Annotated in this window: 25 protein-coding genes; all 25 read right to left on the bottom strand. The window is 46.4% G+C overall.

What is annotated here, in order from left to right:
* Positions 1-50: 50 nt before the first annotated feature.
* The 25 genes from secY to rplM all read right to left on the bottom strand — a co-directional run bounded on the left by secY (position 51) and on the right by rplM (position 15,881).
* On the bottom strand, positions 51-1,418 hold the full coding sequence (gene secY / locus Q0X59_RS03860; RefSeq protein ID WP_296157346.1) for a preprotein translocase subunit SecY: 1,368 nt from the start codon (positions 1,416-1,418) through the stop codon (positions 51-53).
* A 220-nt stretch (positions 1,419-1,638) separates the two neighbouring features.
* Entirely contained in the window at positions 1,639-2,094 is a 456-nt protein-coding gene (gene rplO, locus Q0X59_RS03865) for a 50S ribosomal protein L15 (RefSeq protein WP_075523704.1), read from the bottom strand.
* Between the two features lie 2 nt (positions 2,095-2,096).
* Positions 2,097-2,279 (bottom strand): 50S ribosomal protein L30, encoded by a 183-nt coding sequence (gene rpmD, locus Q0X59_RS03870; protein WP_075523705.1) that lies wholly within the window; start codon positions 2,277-2,279, stop codon positions 2,097-2,099.
* The gene (gene rpsE, locus Q0X59_RS03875; RefSeq protein WP_075523706.1) at positions 2,279-3,007 is read right to left on the bottom strand and encodes a 30S ribosomal protein S5; all 729 of its coding nucleotides are present in this window, start codon (positions 3,005-3,007) and stop codon (positions 2,279-2,281) included. The genes rpmD and rpsE overlap by 1 nt, the downstream gene beginning before the upstream one ends.
* On the bottom strand, positions 3,004-3,375 hold the full coding sequence (gene rplR, locus Q0X59_RS03880; RefSeq protein ID WP_075523707.1) for a 50S ribosomal protein L18: 372 nt from the start codon (positions 3,373-3,375) through the stop codon (positions 3,004-3,006). The genes rpsE and rplR overlap by 4 nt, the downstream gene beginning before the upstream one ends.
* 1 nt (position 3,376) lies before the next feature.
* Positions 3,377-3,916, bottom strand: coding sequence for a 50S ribosomal protein L6 (gene rplF / locus Q0X59_RS03885; protein WP_075523708.1), 540 nt, complete (start codon positions 3,914-3,916; stop codon positions 3,377-3,379).
* A gap of 16 nt (positions 3,917-3,932) precedes the next feature.
* The gene (rpsH, locus tag Q0X59_RS03890) at positions 3,933-4,331 is read right to left on the bottom strand and encodes a 30S ribosomal protein S8 (protein ID WP_075523709.1); all 399 of its coding nucleotides are present in this window, start codon (positions 4,329-4,331) and stop codon (positions 3,933-3,935) included.
* Positions 4,332-4,416: 85 nt separating this feature from the next.
* On the bottom strand, positions 4,417-4,602 hold the full coding sequence (locus tag Q0X59_RS03895) for a type Z 30S ribosomal protein S14 (protein ID WP_004114370.1): 186 nt from the start codon (positions 4,600-4,602) through the stop codon (positions 4,417-4,419).
* A 1-nt stretch (position 4,603) separates the two neighbouring features.
* On the bottom strand, positions 4,604-5,176 hold the full coding sequence (gene rplE, locus Q0X59_RS03900) for a 50S ribosomal protein L5 (RefSeq protein ID WP_075523710.1): 573 nt from the start codon (positions 5,174-5,176) through the stop codon (positions 4,604-4,606).
* Positions 5,173-5,508 (bottom strand): 50S ribosomal protein L24, encoded by a 336-nt coding sequence (gene rplX / locus Q0X59_RS03905; protein ID WP_075523711.1) that lies wholly within the window; start codon positions 5,506-5,508, stop codon positions 5,173-5,175. Before rplX ends, rplE begins: the two co-directional genes overlap by 4 nt.
* 1 nt (position 5,509) lies before the next feature.
* Positions 5,510-5,878, bottom strand: coding sequence for a 50S ribosomal protein L14 (rplN, locus tag Q0X59_RS03910; RefSeq protein WP_004114366.1), 369 nt, complete (start codon positions 5,876-5,878; stop codon positions 5,510-5,512).
* Positions 5,879-5,970: 92 nt separating this feature from the next.
* Entirely contained in the window at positions 5,971-6,237 is a 267-nt protein-coding gene (rpsQ, locus tag Q0X59_RS03915; protein WP_075523713.1) for a 30S ribosomal protein S17, read from the bottom strand.
* A gap of 2 nt (positions 6,238-6,239) precedes the next feature.
* Positions 6,240-6,491 (bottom strand): 50S ribosomal protein L29, encoded by a 252-nt coding sequence (rpmC, locus tag Q0X59_RS03920; RefSeq protein WP_075523714.1) that lies wholly within the window; start codon positions 6,489-6,491, stop codon positions 6,240-6,242.
* Positions 6,491-6,910, bottom strand: coding sequence for a 50S ribosomal protein L16 (rplP, locus tag Q0X59_RS03925; protein WP_075523715.1), 420 nt, complete (start codon positions 6,908-6,910; stop codon positions 6,491-6,493). Before rplP ends, rpmC begins: the two co-directional genes overlap by 1 nt.
* 4 nt (positions 6,911-6,914) lie before the next feature.
* Positions 6,915-7,733 carry a 30S ribosomal protein S3 gene (gene rpsC, locus Q0X59_RS03930; RefSeq protein ID WP_075523716.1) on the bottom strand — a complete coding sequence of 273 codons (819 nt, stop codon included), beginning with the start codon at positions 7,731-7,733 and terminating at the stop codon, positions 6,915-6,917.
* Positions 7,734-7,735: 2 nt separating this feature from the next.
* Positions 7,736-8,095, bottom strand: a complete 360-nt coding sequence (gene rplV / locus Q0X59_RS03935; protein WP_004114358.1) for a 50S ribosomal protein L22 — start codon at positions 8,093-8,095, stop codon at positions 7,736-7,738.
* 15 nt (positions 8,096-8,110) lie between these two features.
* Entirely contained in the window at positions 8,111-8,389 is a 279-nt protein-coding gene (rpsS, locus tag Q0X59_RS03940) for a 30S ribosomal protein S19 (RefSeq protein WP_004114357.1), read from the bottom strand.
* 15 nt (positions 8,390-8,404) lie between these two features.
* The gene (gene rplB, locus Q0X59_RS03945; protein WP_075523717.1) at positions 8,405-9,235 is read right to left on the bottom strand and encodes a 50S ribosomal protein L2; all 831 of its coding nucleotides are present in this window, start codon (positions 9,233-9,235) and stop codon (positions 8,405-8,407) included.
* A gap of 35 nt (positions 9,236-9,270) precedes the next feature.
* Positions 9,271-9,567, bottom strand: a complete 297-nt coding sequence (gene rplW / locus Q0X59_RS03950; protein WP_075523718.1) for a 50S ribosomal protein L23 — start codon at positions 9,565-9,567, stop codon at positions 9,271-9,273.
* A 5-nt stretch (positions 9,568-9,572) separates the two neighbouring features.
* Entirely contained in the window at positions 9,573-10,238 is a 666-nt protein-coding gene (rplD, locus tag Q0X59_RS03955; RefSeq protein WP_297643312.1) for a 50S ribosomal protein L4, read from the bottom strand.
* 5 nt (positions 10,239-10,243) lie between these two features.
* Complete coding sequence (gene rplC, locus Q0X59_RS03960; RefSeq protein ID WP_075523720.1) at positions 10,244-10,894, bottom strand: 50S ribosomal protein L3; 651 nt, start codon at positions 10,892-10,894, stop codon at positions 10,244-10,246.
* A gap of 16 nt (positions 10,895-10,910) precedes the next feature.
* Positions 10,911-11,219: a 30S ribosomal protein S10 gene (gene rpsJ / locus Q0X59_RS03965; RefSeq protein WP_003808013.1), complete on the bottom strand. Its 309-nt coding sequence runs from the start codon at positions 11,217-11,219 to the stop codon at positions 10,911-10,913.
* 530 nt (positions 11,220-11,749) lie between these two features.
* The gene (gene adhE / locus Q0X59_RS03970) at positions 11,750-14,506 is read right to left on the bottom strand and encodes a bifunctional acetaldehyde-CoA/alcohol dehydrogenase (protein ID WP_230955918.1); all 2,757 of its coding nucleotides are present in this window, start codon (positions 14,504-14,506) and stop codon (positions 11,750-11,752) included.
* 416 nt (positions 14,507-14,922) lie between these two features.
* Positions 14,923-15,411 carry a 30S ribosomal protein S9 gene (gene rpsI / locus Q0X59_RS03975; RefSeq protein WP_075523721.1) on the bottom strand — a complete coding sequence of 163 codons (489 nt, stop codon included), beginning with the start codon at positions 15,409-15,411 and terminating at the stop codon, positions 14,923-14,925.
* Positions 15,412-15,431: 20 nt separating this feature from the next.
* Positions 15,432-15,881, bottom strand: coding sequence for a 50S ribosomal protein L13 (rplM, locus tag Q0X59_RS03980; RefSeq protein ID WP_075523722.1), 450 nt, complete (start codon positions 15,879-15,881; stop codon positions 15,432-15,434).
* Positions 15,882-15,889: the final 8 nt, after the last annotated feature.

Below are 15,889 nucleotides of genomic sequence, written 5' to 3' on the forward strand. Positions count from 1 at the left end.
ATAAATTCTCCTTAAATGTAACGCCTATATCAGGCATCACTAAATATTATTTACTCAGATACTTGCTCTTGAGAAACTTGTTTATTGTTCTGTGGCTTTTGCTCATCGTGATTAAACAAGAAACCAGCATACTGGAACTGCTCAGTCTGAGCTAATGCTTGACGTAATGTATCCAATCCAACGCCTGCAATAATCAGAATTGTAGTTCCACCGAATGGCAACTTAGTATTCAGATGCAAAGCCATAATCAATACAGTCGGAATCAAAGCAACAAACAACAAGTAAACAGCTCCAACAGTATTCAATCTATTCATAACGTAGCTCAAATACTTACTAGTGGCACTACCTGCGCGAACACTTGGAATAAATCCGCCATATTCTTTCATATTGTCTGCAGTTTCATCTGGATTAAAAGTAATCTCAGTGTAGAAGAAGCAGAAGAATACAATCATCAAAGCATACAAAGCGATATACCAAACAGATGTTGTGTTTGCAAAATTAGCGTTAATCCATCTAACCCATTCTTTAGAAGGATCTGCGAATTGCGCTATAAGCGTAGGAACTGCGAGAATGGAAGACGCGAAGATTGGTGGTATAACGCCGCTCATGTTAATCTTCAAAGGAAGATACGTTGAAGATCCGCCATACATCTTTCGACCAATCATACGGCGAGTGTATTGAACAGGAATACGACGTTGTGCAAGTTCCACAAAATCAACGAAAACAAGAATAACAAGCAAGACTCCGGTAACAATACCAAACTTTACCCAATCGCCATCGCGACCGTTAGTACCCCATCCAATATTCCATAATTGAGGCAAGAATCCAGAGCAAATAGACATGAAGATTAAGACAGACATGCCTTGACCGATGCCTTTATCGGTTATAAGTTCTGCCATCCACATGATAAGACCTGTGCCGCCGGTCATAATAATAATCATGATTGGCAAATTACTTGCATCTGGAATAACACTACCCTGGCAACGACCACCGAACAAAGCTCCAGAACGCGCTGTAATCAAGATAGTAGTAGACTGCAAAACAGCTAAACCAACAGTTAGATAACGAGTATACTGAGTAAGCTTAGTTTCTCCAGACTGTCCTTCTTTATGCAAAGCTTCAAAGCGTGGAATTGCAACTCGCAATAACTGAATCACAATTGATGCAGTAATATATGGCATCACGCCTAAAGCAAAGATAGAAAGCTGCAAAAGAGAGCCACCAGAGAACAAATTGACTAAGCCAATGAAGTTCTCGCTAGAAGAAGCTAGATTTGTGGTACATTCACGTACTATCTTATAGTCCACACCCGGAATCGGGATGAACGAACCAATACGATAAATAATTATCATTGCGAAGACGAAAAGGATTTTATTCCTCAACTCCTTCGTCTTGAAGGCCTGGATTAACGTTTTCACCTGGGTCTTCCTCCCCTTTCGCGCGACTTCTAGACGCAAACCAGTTAAAAAACAAACTCTGTTGCAATAGTGTAACCTACGGTATCTACCGGCGCGCCGTTAAGAAAAATAGCTCGAAACGATTGCAAACAAATAGAATCTAAATAGCAGATAATCCCCCCAGCATAAGCCGGAGGGATTATCAAAAAATTTAAGTGACTAAAAATTAGTTTAGAACTAATTACTCTTCACTAACAGAGCCACCAGCAGCTTCAATCTTAGCTTTGGCGGATGCAGAAGCCTTTACACCTTTAAGATTCAAAGCAACAGTTAATTCACCATCGCCCAAAACCTTAACAGGATAGCCATCACGCACAGCGCCCTTGACTACCAAGTCTGCAACATTAACTTCGCCACCCTTTGGGAAAAGCTCAGCAAGAGCTGCAACGTTTACAACTTGGAATTCCTTCTTGAAAGGACTTCTGAAGCCACGAAGCTTAGGTAAACGCATGTAAAGTGGAAGCTGGCCACCTTCAAAGCCTGGACGAACTTGGTAACGCTTCTTCGTACCTTTATCGCCACGGCCAGAGGTTTTACCTTTTGAGCCTTCGCCACGACCAACACGAATGCGATCTTTATTAGCTCCTGGAGCTGGACGCAACGTGTGCATGTGCAACATTGGTTCTTCATTAGCCATAATCAGTCAACCTCCTCAACGCTTACAAGATGGCGCACAGCCATTACCAAGCCACGATTGACTGGAGTATCTTCACGAACTACGCTATGACCAATCTTATGAAGGCCAAGAGTACGCACATTCGCGCGCTGACGCTCGGTTGAATGAACCAAACCGTGCACCAGAGTGATCTTCAAATTAGACATCACTCACCATCCTTTGCAGCTTGAGCCTTTGCAGCTTGAGCATCTTCGCGAGCCTTGCGTGCTTCAGCGATGCCAGTAGCACGTTCGCGAAGCAAAGCATCAGGAGCAATCTCCTCAAGTGAAAGACCACGACGAGCAGAAATCTCTTCTGGCTCTTCAAGCTTCTTCAAAGCATCCACAGTTGCACGAACCACATTTACAGCGGTTGCAGAGCCCATGGACTTGGTGAGAATATCGGTGATGCCAGCGCATTCCATAACGGCACGCACAGCACCTCCAGCGATTACACCAGTACCAGGAGCAGCTGGACGAAGCAGAACAGTACCAGCAGCATCGTGACCGATCACTGGATGAGTGACGGTGCCACGAATACGTGGAACAGTAAACATATGCTTCTTAGCGTCTAGCTGACCTTTAGCAATTGCAGCTGGAACTTCGCGAGACTTACCGTAACCAACACCAACAGTGCCCTTACCATCGCCTACAACAACAAGTGCTGCAAAGCTGAAAGTACGACCACCTTTGTGGGTCTTTGAAACACGGTTAATAGTTACAACGCGATCTAAAAGCTCTTCACCGCGGTTTTCTTCACGACGGCTACGACGCTCACCACGCTTGCCCTCGCCCTTAGAACGGCGAGAACGGCGGTCATCATTGCGTTCCTCAGCGGATGCCTGAGTGTTCTGAGTTTCTTCAGCCACTTGGGTTTCCTTTTCGTTGTCGCTCACAGTGCCAGACCTCCCTGACGAGCGCCTTCAGCAACAGCTGCGACGCGACCATGATATTTATTACCGCCACGGTCGAAGACTACAGCGGTTATGCCCGCTTCCTTCGCCTTAGCCGCGATTAACTCGCCAACCTTAGTTGCAGCTTCAGTCTTAGTTCCGGTGAAACCGGCAAAATCAGAAGTCAAAGTGGAAGCACTTACTAAAGTAATACCTTTAGTGTCATCCACAATTTGAGCAACCATATGACGATTGGAACGAGAAACGACCAAACGAGGACGCTCCGATGTGCCGGAGATACGCTTACGAAGACGGGCGTGACGACGCAAACGCGCAACTTTCGTACCTTTACCGAAAATCTTGACGCTCATATCACTTACCAGCCTTTCCAGCCTTGCGCAGGATACGCTCATCTGAGTACTTGATGCCCTTACCCTTGTAAGGCTCAGGAGCGCGTAGCTTGCGAATATTTGCAGCAACCTGACCAACGACCTGCTTATCAGTGCCCTTGACGATTACTTGGTTGGGATTCGGCAACTCTAATTCGATGCCTTCAGGAGGTTCAATAGTAATCGTATGCGAATAACCGAGTGAGAACTCAACGCCCTTGCCCTTCTTCGCTGCACGATAACCAGTACCAACAATATCCAAAGTCTTAGCGTAACCATCATGAACGCCCTTAACAATGGATGCAACGATTGCACGAGCCAAACCATGCTTTGCACGAGTTGGACGCAAATCGTCAGCTGGAGTTAATACAACCTGTCCATCAGCAACTTCAGCAGTAATGCCTTCTGGGATTACATAAGTATCAGAACCTTTAGCACCCTTAGCACTAAAAGCCTGACCATCAATTTTCACTTCCACGCCTTGAGGAATGTCGACGGGGAGCTTACCAATATGCGATGCCATTTTCAGCTCTCCTTTCTCACCATACGTAAGCGACAATTTCGCCGCCAATGCCTCTGTCGAGGCATTCCTTCTGGGTCAACAATCCCGAGCTGGTCGAGATAATTGCAATACCGAGACCACCAAGAGGCATTGGCAAAGAGTCTGACTTTGCGTAACGACGCAAGCCTGGCTTAGAAATGCGCTTAATGCCCTGGATGGAACGCTGACCATTGGAACCGTACTTCAACGTAATTTCCAAAGTCTGTCCAACCTTGGCTTCCTTAGCAGCAAAGTCTTTAATATAACCTTCGCGCTTCAGAATCTCGGCGATATTCGCCTTGAATTTGGAGTACGGCATATCAACTGTATCGTGCTTTGCCGCACTCGCATTACGCAGACGTGTCAACATATCTGCGATAGGATCTGTCATTGTCATGTGGGCTAACGCCCTTTCTCGCCGTGGTTTCCACCGCCCATATATGAAAATTTGTCTTCGGGCAGTGGACCTTCAGCGTCGATATTTACCAACTGGACTTCGTAACACCCGGCAACTCACCGCGATGAGCCTTCTCACGAAGGCAAACACGGCACAGACCGAACTTGCGATACACGGAGTGAGGACGACCACAAACCTGGCAACGCGTATAAGCGCGTACCTTGAACTTCGGCTTAGCGGCCGCCTTGTTTTTCAGAGCGGTTTTTGCCATTTCAGTTCTCCTTGAATGGGAAACCGAGGTGCTTAAGCAAAGACTTGGCCTCCACATCGTCCTTGGTGGTAGTCACCACGGTGATGTCCATACCACGCTGATGATCAATCGAGTCAGGATCAATCTCATGGAACATTGACTGTTCTGTAAGACCAAAGTTGTAATTACCCTGACCGTCAAACTGGTTACCATTGATACCGCGGAAATCGCGAATACGAGGCAGAGCCAGAGTGAGAAGACGATCCAAGAACTCCCACATACGATCGCCGCGAAGAGTTACATAAGCACCAATAGCCTGTCCTTCACGCAAATGGAACTGCGCAACAGACTTCTTAGCCTTGGTGACTTTTGGCTTCTGACCGGTAATCAAAGTGAGATCTTTAATCGCTCCTTCAATAAGCTTTGAGTCACGAGCAGCTGCGCCGACGCCCATAGAAACGACGATCTTTTGCACGCGAGCAACTTGCATAGGATTTGTGTGGCCAAATTCCTTTTCCAAAGCTGGAACGATTTGATCATTATATTGCTGTTTTAAGCGCGGAGTTGCCGGTGCCTCAACTGTAGTATCGGTCATGCCAGCTCCTTTCCGGACTTCTTGGCGACACGCACGCGCACGGTTTTCACCTTGCCGTCACGAGCCTCTTGCTTGACGATCACGCCCACGCGGGTAGGCTGCTTAGTTTCTGGGTCAATAACCATCACATTAGAGCGATGTATTGGAGCTTCAACAGAAACAATGCCTGCCTGCTGACCCTGCTGGGTAGCACGGACATGCTTCTTAACAACCTGTACACCCTCTACAATAAGACGGTCCTCAGGAAGTACACGAAGTACTTTACCTTCTTTACCGCGATCCTTACCGCGAATGACCTTTACTTGGTCGCCGGACTTAATTTTGGCTACCATCTCAGATCACCTCCGGGGCGAGGGACACAATCTTCATGAAGCGCTTATCACGCAATTCACGACCGACTGGTCCAAAGATACGAGTGCCTTTTGGTTCACGGCCAGAGCCGAGAATGACGGCGGCGTTCTCATCGAACTTAATATAGGAACCATCGACACGACGATGTTCCTTGACAGTACGGACGACGACAGCCTTGACTACGTCGCCTTTCTTGACCGACCCGCCAGGGATCGCGTCCTTGACGGAGGCGACGATGATGTCGCCGATGCCGGCATAGCGTCGCTTCGATCCACCGAGCACGCGGATGGCAAGTAATTCCTTAGCACCCGTGTTGTCGGCGACATGAAGCCGCGTTTCCTGCTGAATCATTGATTCTCCTTAGCCGAGCTGGTTCTCCCCACTCACCCGCGAATATTCATAAGAATAAACACGGGTGAAGTGCGGAGCCTTGCCGAACTTGTTTACTTGGCGCGCTCGATAATAGATTCGAGACGCCAGCACTTGGTCTTGCTCACGTGCCGAGTTTCCATAATACTCACGAGGTCGCCAACATGTGCCTCGTTGTGTTCATCATGGGCTTTGACCTTGCTGGTGGAACGAACAACCTTACCGTAAAGTGGGTGGGTTGAACGCTGTTCCAACTCGACAGTAATCGTCTTGTCCATGGCTTCGGACACGACGTAGCCGCGACGAACCTTGCGGAAGTTGCGCTCTTGGTTCTCAGCCATGCTTACTTCTCCTTGACCTCAGTCACGCTTGGCTCTTGGCTAATGCCGAGTTCACGCTCACGTAGGACAGTATACATCCTAGCAATGTCGTGCTTGACAGCCTTGAGGCGAGCGGTGTTTTCAAGTTGACCTGTTGCTGCTTGGAAGCGCAAGTTAAAAAGCTCTTCCTTTGACTTCTTCAAGAAGCCTTCAATTTCAGCATTGGTCTTCTCGTTCAAATTCTTGATGGTGTAGTCTGCAGTTCCGACTGGCATCAGATGTCACCGCCTTCACGCGCAATAACACGGCATTTCATAGGGAGCTTATCGATGGCGCGGCGCAAAGCCTCGCGAGCGATGTCCTCAGAAACACCACCGATTTCAAACATTACACGTCCTGGGTGGATATTTGCAATCCAGAATTCTGGAGCGCCCTTACCTGAACCCATTCGTGCACCAAGCGGATGCTTGGTCAATGGACGATCTGGGAAGACCGTAATCCACACACGACCGCCACGCTTAATGTAACGAGTCATGGCAATACGGGCTGCCTCGATCTGACGGTTAGTGATGTACGCCGGAGCAAGCGCCTGAATACCGAAATCACCAAAAGCAATTGCGGTACCACCCTTAGACATGCCGCTTCGGGTAGGACGGTGCTGCTTGCGATATTTTGTCCTCTTTGGGATAAGCATCTGCTCACTCCTTCGTTTCCGTTGCGGCAGGTGCTTCAGCAGCTACAGCTTCAGCTGGCTTTTCAGCCTGTGCTTCAGTCGCTTTCTGCTGGTTAGCAGAGCGAGAACCACGACGTGTGCGGCGTTCTCCACCACGACGTCCTTCACGCTTACCCTGCTGAGCCTGCTGCTCTTCGAACTCACGCTCAGTCATATCACCCTTGTAAATCCAGACTTTTACGCCAATACGGCCGTAAGTAGTCTTAGCTTCAAAGAAGCCGTAATCAATAAGGGCGCGAAGTGTCTGCAGTGGAACACGACCCTCACGGTAAAACTCAGAACGGCTCATTTCCGCGCCACCAAGGCGACCGGAAAGCTTAATACGGATACCTTTTGCACCAGCGCGCATAGCATCCTGCTGTGCCTTACGCATAGCACGACGGAATGTAACGCGGTTTGTCAACTGTTCCGCAATACCCTGAGCAACCAATTGAGCGTCGAGTGCAGCATTCTTCACTTCGAAGATATTAAGCTGTACTTGCTTGCCCGTGAGCTTCTCTAGCTTTGCACGAACGCGCTCAGCTTCTGCACCACGACGACCGATAACGATACCTGGACGAGCAGTGTGAATATCCACACGCACTCTGTCACGAGTACGCTCGATAACGATACGAGAAACGCCTGCACGTTCGAGGTCATGGCTCATTTCCTTGCGAATCTTGTCATCCTCAAGAACGAAGTCACGGTAACGCTCGCCGGATTTAGTAGAATCGGAGAACCACTTAGAACGATGATTCTCGGTAATGCCCAGGCGATAGCCGAAAGGATTGATCTTCTGACCCATCTTTAGCGATCCCCTTCCTTAAGCGAGACGATAACAGTGATATGGCTTGTGCGCTTGTTAATGCGCGCAGCGCGACCTTGTGCACGAGCGCGGAAACGCTTAAGCGTTACACCCTCATCCACGTAGGTTTCCTTGATGACCAAGTCCTGCTCACGGAATGGTTCACCGGCTTTTTCAGCCTTTACGCGAGCGTTAGCAATCGCGCTTTCGAGAACCTTACGCACCGGCAATGATGCGTCCTGAGGAGCAAACTTCAAAATGGTAATAGCTTCGCTTGCACGCTTGCCTCGGATGAGGTCGACCATGCGGCGAGCCTTGCGCGGCGTCACGCGTACGTGACGAGCGATTGCTTTAGCTTCCATGTGTCCTACTCTCCTTTAGCGGCGTGCTTTCTTGTCGTCCTTCACATGACCTTTGAAAGTCTTGGTCGGGGCGAACTCACCGAGCTTATGACCAACCATTGCTTCGGTAACGAATACCGGCACATGCTTACGGCCATCATGTACAGCAAAGGTGTGTCCAATGAAATCAGGAGTGATCATCGAACGGCGAGACCACGTCTTAATAACGTTGTGAGTACCCTTGTCGTTTTGCTCGTCGACTTTTTTCTGTAAGTGGGCGTCGACGAAGGGGCCCTTCTTGATGCTACGAGTCATCTATTCGACACTCCCTTACTTACGGTTCTTACCATTAGGGCGACGACGAACAATCATCTTGTTCGAAGCCTTCTTTGGACGACGTGTACGAACCTCACCCTTACCCCATGGAGATACTGGTGGCTTACCACCACGAGTACGACCACCATGTGGATGGTCAACAGGGTTCATAGATTCGCCTCGTGTAATTGGTCTACGACCAAGCCAACGTGCACGGCCAGCTTTACCAAGCTCAACGTTAGCGTGATCGGAGTTACCGACTTCGCCAACCGTAGCGCGGCAACGAGCGTCCACGTTACGAATTTCGCCAGATGGCATACGTAACTGAGCGTAAGCACCATCTTTAGCTACGAGCTGAACGGCTGCACCAGCGGAACGGGCAATCTTTGCACCACCAAGTGGACGAAGTTCGATTGCGTGAACCACAGTACCTGTTGGGATGTTCTTCAAAGGCAGGTTGTTTCCTGGCTTAATATCAGCCTGAGCACCAGTCTCAATAACATCGCCTTGTGCGATACCTTCAGGAGCAATAATGTAACGCTTCTCACCGTCTGCATAGTGAAGCAGAGCGATACGAGCGGAGCGGTTAGGGTCATACTCAATATGAGCGACCTTTGCTGGAACGCCATCTTTATCCCAACGCTTAAAATCAATGAGACGATACTGACGCTTGTGACCACCACCGCGATGGCGAGAAGTCATGCGGCCGTAAGAGTTACGACCACCAGTTTTACTAAGTTTGCGTACCAACGATTTTTCAGGCGTAGAGCGCGTGATTTCGGAAAAGTCCGAAACCGATGCGTTACGACGGCCTGCAGTCGTCGGCTTATAAACGCGGATAGCCATAATATAGTCTTCCTTTAACTTTTCTCGGCTAGCCTTCAGTTACCAAAGATATCAATCGTCTGACCTGCAGCCACTGTGACAATAGCGCGCTTTTGATTCACACGACGACCGAAGCCTGTGCGAGAACGCTTGCGCTTGCCTGCGCGGTTCAAAGTGTTGACGTTTGTAACTTTGACTTTGAAGATTTCTTCAACAGCCTGCTTAATCTGAACTTTGTTTGCATCTGGAGCAACTACAAAAGTGTACTGTCCACGATCAGATGCAGCGTAACTTTTTTCAGAAACAACTGGCTTCAAAATGACATCATGTGCTGGGTTATGGACTGCGACCATTTAAATCAGGCCTCCTTAACGACAGTCTCAGTCTTAGCAGCAACGAAGGCATCGAAACCTTCCTTGGTGAAGACTACATACTGAGCTGTGATGACATCATAGGTGTTGAGCTGATCAGCGAAGATCGGATGCACCGTTGGAATATTACGTACAGACATCCACTCATTGATGTTTTCACGAGAAAGCACAACAGTGGTGAATTGATTCTGCGTAACTGGTGTAAGTGCAGCAACAGCGCACTTAGTAGATGGAACATCTTTGATGCCTAAATCTACGATTGCAACGCGTGCAGCATTAGCGCGATCCGAAAGAGCATAACGAAGAGCAGCAGCCTTCATCTTCTTTGGAGTACGCTGATCATAGCTACGAGGAACTGGACCATGCACAACGCCACCATGTACCCACTGTGGAGCACGGATAGAACCTTGACGAGCGCGACCAGTACCCTTTTGTTTCCATGGCTTCTTACCACCACCGGAAACGTTAGCGCGATTCTTTACTGCATGAGTGCCCTGACGAGCTGCAGCGAGCTGTGCAATAACGACCTGGTGAACCAATGGGCCATGAGCTAAAACGTCTTCATTGGAGATACCGAAAATCTCGGCAGGAGCTTCAACAGTTCCGTTAGCTTTACCCTGGTTATCAGTGACGTTCAGAGTTACGTTTGCCATAATTATCAGGCTCCCTTCACTGCCGAACGGACGAGAACGATTGCGCCCTTAGGACCTGGAATAGCGCCCTTAATAGCGAGAATGCCGTTCTCGACATCCGAAGAAACGATGGTGAGGTTGAGCGCTGTAGAAGTCACATGACCCATGCGACCTGCCATACGCTTGCCCTTCAAAATACGGCTTGGAGTTGCACATGCACCCACAGAACCTGGGCGACGTTCATTCTTGTGCGAGCCGTGAGTACGGCGATAAGACTTGAAGCCCCAACGCTTAATAGTACCAGCGAAGCCCTTACCCTTGGTTGTGCCGGTAACATCCACTTCAGAACCTTCAGCAAAAAGCTCAGCGGTCAATTCTTGACCTGGCTTGTATTCTGCTGCATTATCTGTACGCACCTCAGCGAGATGACGACGTGGAGTAACGCCAGCTTTAGCAAAGTGACCAGCCAATGGCTTAGTTACCTTTGTAGGATCAATCTGGCCATAACCGAGCTGAACAGCATTATAGCCATCAGTTTCTTCGGTCTTAACAGCAGTTACTACGTTAGTAGCAACTTCAACCAGAGTTACGGGGACAAAAAGGCCGTTTTCATCCCAAACCTGCGACATACCCAGCTTGCGACCGAGCAGTGCAGTGCGATTCTTATTCTGCGACATTATTTTCTCCCCCTTCCTACAGCTTAATCTCAATATTTACATCCGCAGGCAGGTCAATGTGCATCAAAGAATCCACAGCCTTTGGCGTTGGATCAACGATGTCAATGAGGCGCTTATGAGTGCGCATCTCGAAATGCTCGCGAGAATCCTTATATTTGTGAGGAGAACGGATAACAACAAATACGTTCTTCTCGGTCGGCAGAGGAACCGGACCCACCACTGTGGCGCCCGCGTTCGTCACCGTCTCGACGATTTTCTTCGCCGATTGGTCGATGACCTCATGGTCATAGGACTTAAGCCTGATGCGGATTTTCTGTCCCGCCATTGCCGTCCGCCCTTTCTAGCGATTCGTTTACTGTTTACCAACCTGTATTAAAGGACACCGGCGAGAATAGACACTTATAGTCATTCCACATCAGTGCGCAGCACCAAAAAGCCCAAAAAATGAACATTCTTGTTTCTGCGCTCGCTTTTTTTGATTCAATATGCGAGCCTAAAAAACAGGCAACTGTCTAATTAAACCATTCACTATGGATTAAGAAAAACCGGGCGTGTCGGTGATTTTCCTATAAAAAATGGCAAAAACTACACCTAGTGCAGCTCCTGCCATTTTTGACTAAATATGTAATTGTGTTAGTAACACTAACAAATTACTATACTATAAATTTTTTAATTTTTGAAAAATACTACTTTAATTTTTAGAAATACTACTAAAGATCGAAATCCTTATAAATCTCTAAAATCTCCAAACGCTATAAAGTACTAATGCCCTAACGTCCTAACGCTTGAAAAGATACTCAAATCTTAACGCTTCTCACGTCAAAACGCTTAAAACGCTATAAACTCCCTAGCATCTTAACGCTTCTCACGCTCCAAACGCATACGATGCCCTTCTTCTTGAGAAACACCATAATAAGCAGCAACAGCAATATCCTTCATATCTTCAATTTGCGGAATACGAGGATTTGCAGGAGCACATTGATCTTCATAAGCTCGCATACCAATATGGTCAAGCAAAGACCAATAATATTCTTCATCAACACCACAATCTTTGAAAGAAGAATCCATTCCAAGAAGATTATCGCGATAATTTTCAACAGCTTTCGCTAAGTTTTCAACACCCTCTTCAGGAGTCTTACCAGGATCAACCCCAATATTCTTAGCAAGTTGTTGATAACGCTCAACAGCAACATAACGATTATACTTTGGCCAGCTAGTAGGCTCCATAGGTATCTGACCATTATAACGAATCACATAAGGCAACAAAATTGCGTTAGTTCTACCGTGAGCCACGTGACATAAAGCACCGATCGTGTGAGCCATTGCATGGCACATTCCAAGGAAAGCTGAACCAAATGCCATTCCTGCCATAGTAGCAGCATTGTGCATCTTCTCTTGAGCTTCAATCTTACGCTCAGAATCTTCACAATTAACGGAATCATTTAGATTTTCCCAAATCAACTTTGCTGCATGCAAAGCCATAGCATCTGTAAAATCATTTGCATATACTGAAGCAAAAGCTTCCATAGAATGAGTCAAAGCATCAAATCCAGAATCACAAGCTAACTTACGAGGCTGAGTGCGAGCCAAAACAGGATCTACAATTGCAACAGACGGAGTCAATGCATAATCAGTAACAGGATACTTATACCCAGTTTTATGGTCTGTAATAACAGCGAATGGCGTAACCTCTGAACCAGTTCCAGAAGATGTAGGGATACAAATCAAGCAAGCCTTCTCTCCCAACGGTGGGATCTTGAAAGCACGTTTACGAATATCAAAGAATTTTTCACGCAAATCTGCGAAAGAAATCTCAGGATGCTCGTAAAGAAGCCACATAATTTTTGCAGCATCCATTGGAGAACCGCCGCCAACAGCAATAATCGTATCCGGCTGGAACTCTTCACGCATCATTTCTGCACCGCGCTCAACTGTTTCAACACTTGGCTCCGGCTCAACATAATCAATAATACGGAAAGTAACTCGATTAGATCTAGCGCGAAGCTGATCTATAATTTTATCCACAACACCAAGCTGTTCCATTACTTTGTCGCACACAATAACAGCACGCTCAATGCCATACATATCGCGCAAGTAGCGGACAGCATTAGGCTCAAAATATGTTTTAGCTGGAACTTTAAACCACTGCATGTTGTTATTCCTTCGTGCAATACGCTTTATATTTATAAGATTTACAGCCTGAACATTTCCAGAAACAGAATTTCCACCATAAGATCCGCATCCCAAAGTAAGAGATGGAGCAATTGAATTATAAATATCTCCAACTCCACCCAGAGATCCTGGAGAATTCCAAATAATTCTGCACGCATGCATGCGAACGCCATATTCTCGAGCAAGTTGTTGATTATTCGTATGAATCACAGCTGTATGACCTGCTCCATGTACAAGCATTTGCTCACACATCTTAAAGCCATGCTCTTTATTTTCAGATTTTAATATTGCGTGAACAGGAGCTAACTTTTCCATAGTTAAAGGCTCCATCTCGCCAACTTCTTTACACTCTGCAACAATAATTACAGCATCTTCAGGGATTTCAAAACCAGCCTCATGAGCAATATATTGAGGTGACTTTCCTGGAACAACAGAGTTAAGTTTCGGAGTATTTCCAGAATAAGAAGTGCATCCAAACATATATTTCTCTAATTTGGCTTTTTCTTCATCATTTACGAAATAAGCTTTACGGCGCTTAAGCTCTTTAACGAGCGAATCATAAATATCTTTATCTGCTATAATCGCCTGCTCAGTAGCACAAATCATTCCATAATCGAAATGCTTTGAAAGTACCAAGTCATTTGCAGCGCGCGCAATATCAACATCGCTGTCAACATACGCTGGAGCATTACCAGCTCCAACTCCAAGAGCAGGCTTACCAGACGAATAAGCAGCTTTAACCATTCCCGGACCGCCTGTAGCTAGAATAGTTGCAATATCTGGATGCTTCATTAAAGCTCCAGTTGCTTCAATAGAAGGGTTTTCAATCCATTGAATGCAATTTTCAGGCGCTCCAGCAGCAACAGCAGCATCACGAACAATACGTGCAGCTTCAGAAGAACACTTCTGCGCAAAAGGATGGAATCCAAATATTATTGGGCAACGAGTTTTAAGTGCAATAAGGGACTTAAAAATTGCAGTTGACGTTGGGTTGGTTACTGGTGTAACACCTGCAACAATTCCTACAGGCTCAGCAATCTCGTCAATACCCATAACGTCATCTTCATTTATAATTCCAACAGTTTTTTGACCTGCTAAATAATGCGTTATATGCTCACAAGCAAAAATATTTTTAGTTGCTTTATCTTCTACTAAACCACGACCAGTTTCATCAACTGCCATTTTTGCCAAGAACAAATGCTTATTTAATGCAGCTACAGAGGCCTTTGCAACGATTCTATCTACTTGAGCTTGATTTAATTTCTCATATTCATCTAAAGCTTTCTTTGCTTTAACAACGAGATCATTTACTTCTTTTTCGGCGCTAAGAGTTTTATTATCCACAGTTTCCTGTTCCTCGCGTTTAGACTCTTCTTTTGAATTAACGCCATTATTACTAACATTTTTATCTGTGACAGCTTTATTCGTTGCCTCAGCCATTAGGTCCTCCTTGATCATCATATTCACAAACGTTCATACGACTTTTGTTATCTACAAAAGTGACATAGCTAACAATTTACTTGAGTTACTGTACTATTCGAATTTTGTAGCGAGTTGCGCTATTTATGATTGAGGATTATCATCTATTGTTCATTATTTGTTAATATTTGTTATTTATTTTGTGCGATTTTATGATGGATTTTCTAAAATGTTAGATTTATTCTATTTTTGCGAACTATTTATAACATTGCAATAATCGTGAATTGCCTATAATTAGCCCATAACTAGCCTATAATCATTCTTAATTTCGATTTATTATAAATCAATTACCTTTTTGCTCAAAAGCACACTAGCGCAGCAAAAAAACGGCCCCCAGACGAATCTGAGAGCCGAATAAAAATATATTTCCGCGAAACTTAACGCTTCGAGAACTGAGGTGCACGGCGTGCCTTGTGCAAACCAGCCTTCTTGCGCTCAACAACACGAGCGTCACGAGTCAAGAAGCCAGCTTTCTTCAAAGCAACACGATTTGCATCGCGATCAATAGCATTCAATGCACGAGCTACACCCAAACGAATAGCACCAGCCTGACCAGTAGTACCGCCGCCGTCAACGAGAACGACAACGTCAAACTTTCCTTCAAGCTTAAGCAACACGATAGGAGAATTCACTTCACGCTGCAATAAGCGAGATGGGAAATACTCTTCCAACGTGCGTCCATTGATAGTCCACTTGCCAGTGCCAGGAACCAAACGAACACGAGCAACAGCCTCTTTACGACGACCAGTACCATATCCTGGCTCAATCGCAGAAGTACCAGTACCTGCACCAGAATTAGTTTCAGTGGTGTAGTTGGTCAGTTCTTCTTCGTTCTCGAGAACCGCGGAGTTGTTGTTATCTACCATAATCATATTCTCCTTACGATTCACTTAGCCTGCTGAGAAACCTTAGAGATCTCAAAGACCTGTGGTTTCTGTGATATGTGCGGATGTTCAGCACCAACGAATACACGAAGGCGATCGAGTTGCACTTTAGCAAGACGATTCTTTGGAAGCATGCCCTTGACTGCAGACATAATGATGCGCTTTGGATTTTTCTCCAAAAGCTCAGCATAGCTGTCGCGGCGAAGACCACCTGGACGACCAGAGTGGGAATAAAGTTCCTTGCTCAACTTGTTTCCAGTCAAAGCAATCTTCTCAGCGTTAATAATAATAACGTGATTGCCTGAATCAGCATGAGGGGCAAACGTAGGCTTATTTTTACCACGCAATAAAATGGCTACCTGAGTGGCCAAACGACCGAGCACCACATCAGTGGCGTCGACAATATACCAGTCATGAGTCAAATCTGCTGGTTTCGGTGTGAAAGTCTTCACAATCGTAC

The sequence above is a fragment of the uncultured Gardnerella sp. genome (genome assembly GCF_947280595.1).
Taxonomy (GTDB): Bacteria; Actinomycetota; Actinomycetes; order Actinomycetales; family Bifidobacteriaceae; genus Bifidobacterium; species Bifidobacterium vaginale_A.

Excerpts from the sequence above, each read along its gene's own strand:
- adhE (WP_230955918.1), bottom strand. The coding sequence starts at position 14,506 with ATGGCTGAGGCAACGAATAAAGCTGTCACAGATAAAAATGTTAGTAAT.
- rplC (WP_075523720.1), bottom strand. The coding sequence starts at position 10,894 with ATGTCGCAGAATAAGAATCGCACTGCACTGCTCGGTCGCAAGCTGGGT.
- rpmD (WP_075523705.1), bottom strand. The coding sequence starts at position 2,279 with ATGTCTAATTTGAAGATCACTCTGGTGCACGGTTTGGTTCATTCAACC.
- rpsC (WP_075523716.1), bottom strand. The coding sequence starts at position 7,733 with ATGGGTCAGAAGATCAATCCTTTCGGCTATCGCCTGGGCATTACCGAG.
- rpmC (WP_075523714.1), bottom strand. The coding sequence starts at position 6,491 with ATGCCAGTCGGAACTGCAGACTACACCATCAAGAATTTGAACGAGAAG.
- rpsQ (WP_075523713.1), bottom strand. The coding sequence starts at position 6,237 with ATGGCTGAGAACCAAGAGCGCAACTTCCGCAAGGTTCGTCGCGGCTAC.
- Q0X59_RS03895 (WP_004114370.1), bottom strand. The coding sequence starts at position 4,602 with ATGGCAAAAACCGCTCTGAAAAACAAGGCGGCCGCTAAGCCGAAGTTC.
- rplE (WP_075523710.1), bottom strand. The coding sequence starts at position 5,176 with ATGACCGATACTACAGTTGAGGCACCGGCAACTCCGCGCTTAAAACAG.
- rplO (WP_075523704.1), bottom strand. The coding sequence starts at position 2,094 with ATGGCTAATGAAGAACCAATGTTGCACATGCACACGTTGCGTCCAGCT.
- rplX (WP_075523711.1), bottom strand. The coding sequence starts at position 5,508 with ATGGTAGCCAAAATTAAGTCCGGCGACCAAGTAAAGGTCATTCGCGGT.
- rpsJ (WP_003808013.1), bottom strand. The coding sequence starts at position 11,219 with ATGGCGGGACAGAAAATCCGCATCAGGCTTAAGTCCTATGACCATGAG.
- rplW (WP_075523718.1), bottom strand. The coding sequence starts at position 9,567 with ATGGTCGCAGTCCATAACCCAGCACATGATGTCATTTTGAAGCCAGTT.
- rplF (WP_075523708.1), bottom strand. The coding sequence starts at position 3,916 with ATGGCATCGCATATTGGTAAGCTCCCCGTCGACATTCCTCAAGGCGTG.
- rpsH (WP_075523709.1), bottom strand. The coding sequence starts at position 4,331 with ATGACAATGACAGATCCTATCGCAGATATGTTGACACGTCTGCGTAAT.
- rplB (WP_075523717.1), bottom strand. The coding sequence starts at position 9,235 with ATGGCTATCCGCGTTTATAAGCCGACGACTGCAGGCCGTCGTAACGCA.
- rpsI (WP_075523721.1), bottom strand. The coding sequence starts at position 15,411 with ATGGTAGATAACAACAACTCCGCGGTTCTCGAGAACGAAGAAGAACTG.
- rplR (WP_075523707.1), bottom strand. The coding sequence starts at position 3,375 with ATGAGCGTCAAGATTTTCGGTAAAGGTACGAAAGTTGCGCGTTTGCGT.
- rpsS (WP_004114357.1), bottom strand. The coding sequence starts at position 8,389 with ATGACTCGTAGCATCAAGAAGGGCCCCTTCGTCGACGCCCACTTACAG.
- rplN (WP_004114366.1), bottom strand. The coding sequence starts at position 5,878 with ATGATTCAGCAGGAAACGCGGCTTCATGTCGCCGACAACACGGGTGCT.
- rplD (WP_297643312.1), bottom strand. The coding sequence starts at position 10,238 with ATGGCAAACGTAACTCTGAACGTCACTGATAACCAGGGTAAAGCTAAC.
- rplV (WP_004114358.1), bottom strand. The coding sequence starts at position 8,095 with ATGGAAGCTAAAGCAATCGCTCGTCACGTACGCGTGACGCCGCGCAAG.
- rplP (WP_075523715.1), bottom strand. The coding sequence starts at position 6,910 with ATGCTTATCCCAAAGAGGACAAAATATCGCAAGCAGCACCGTCCTACC.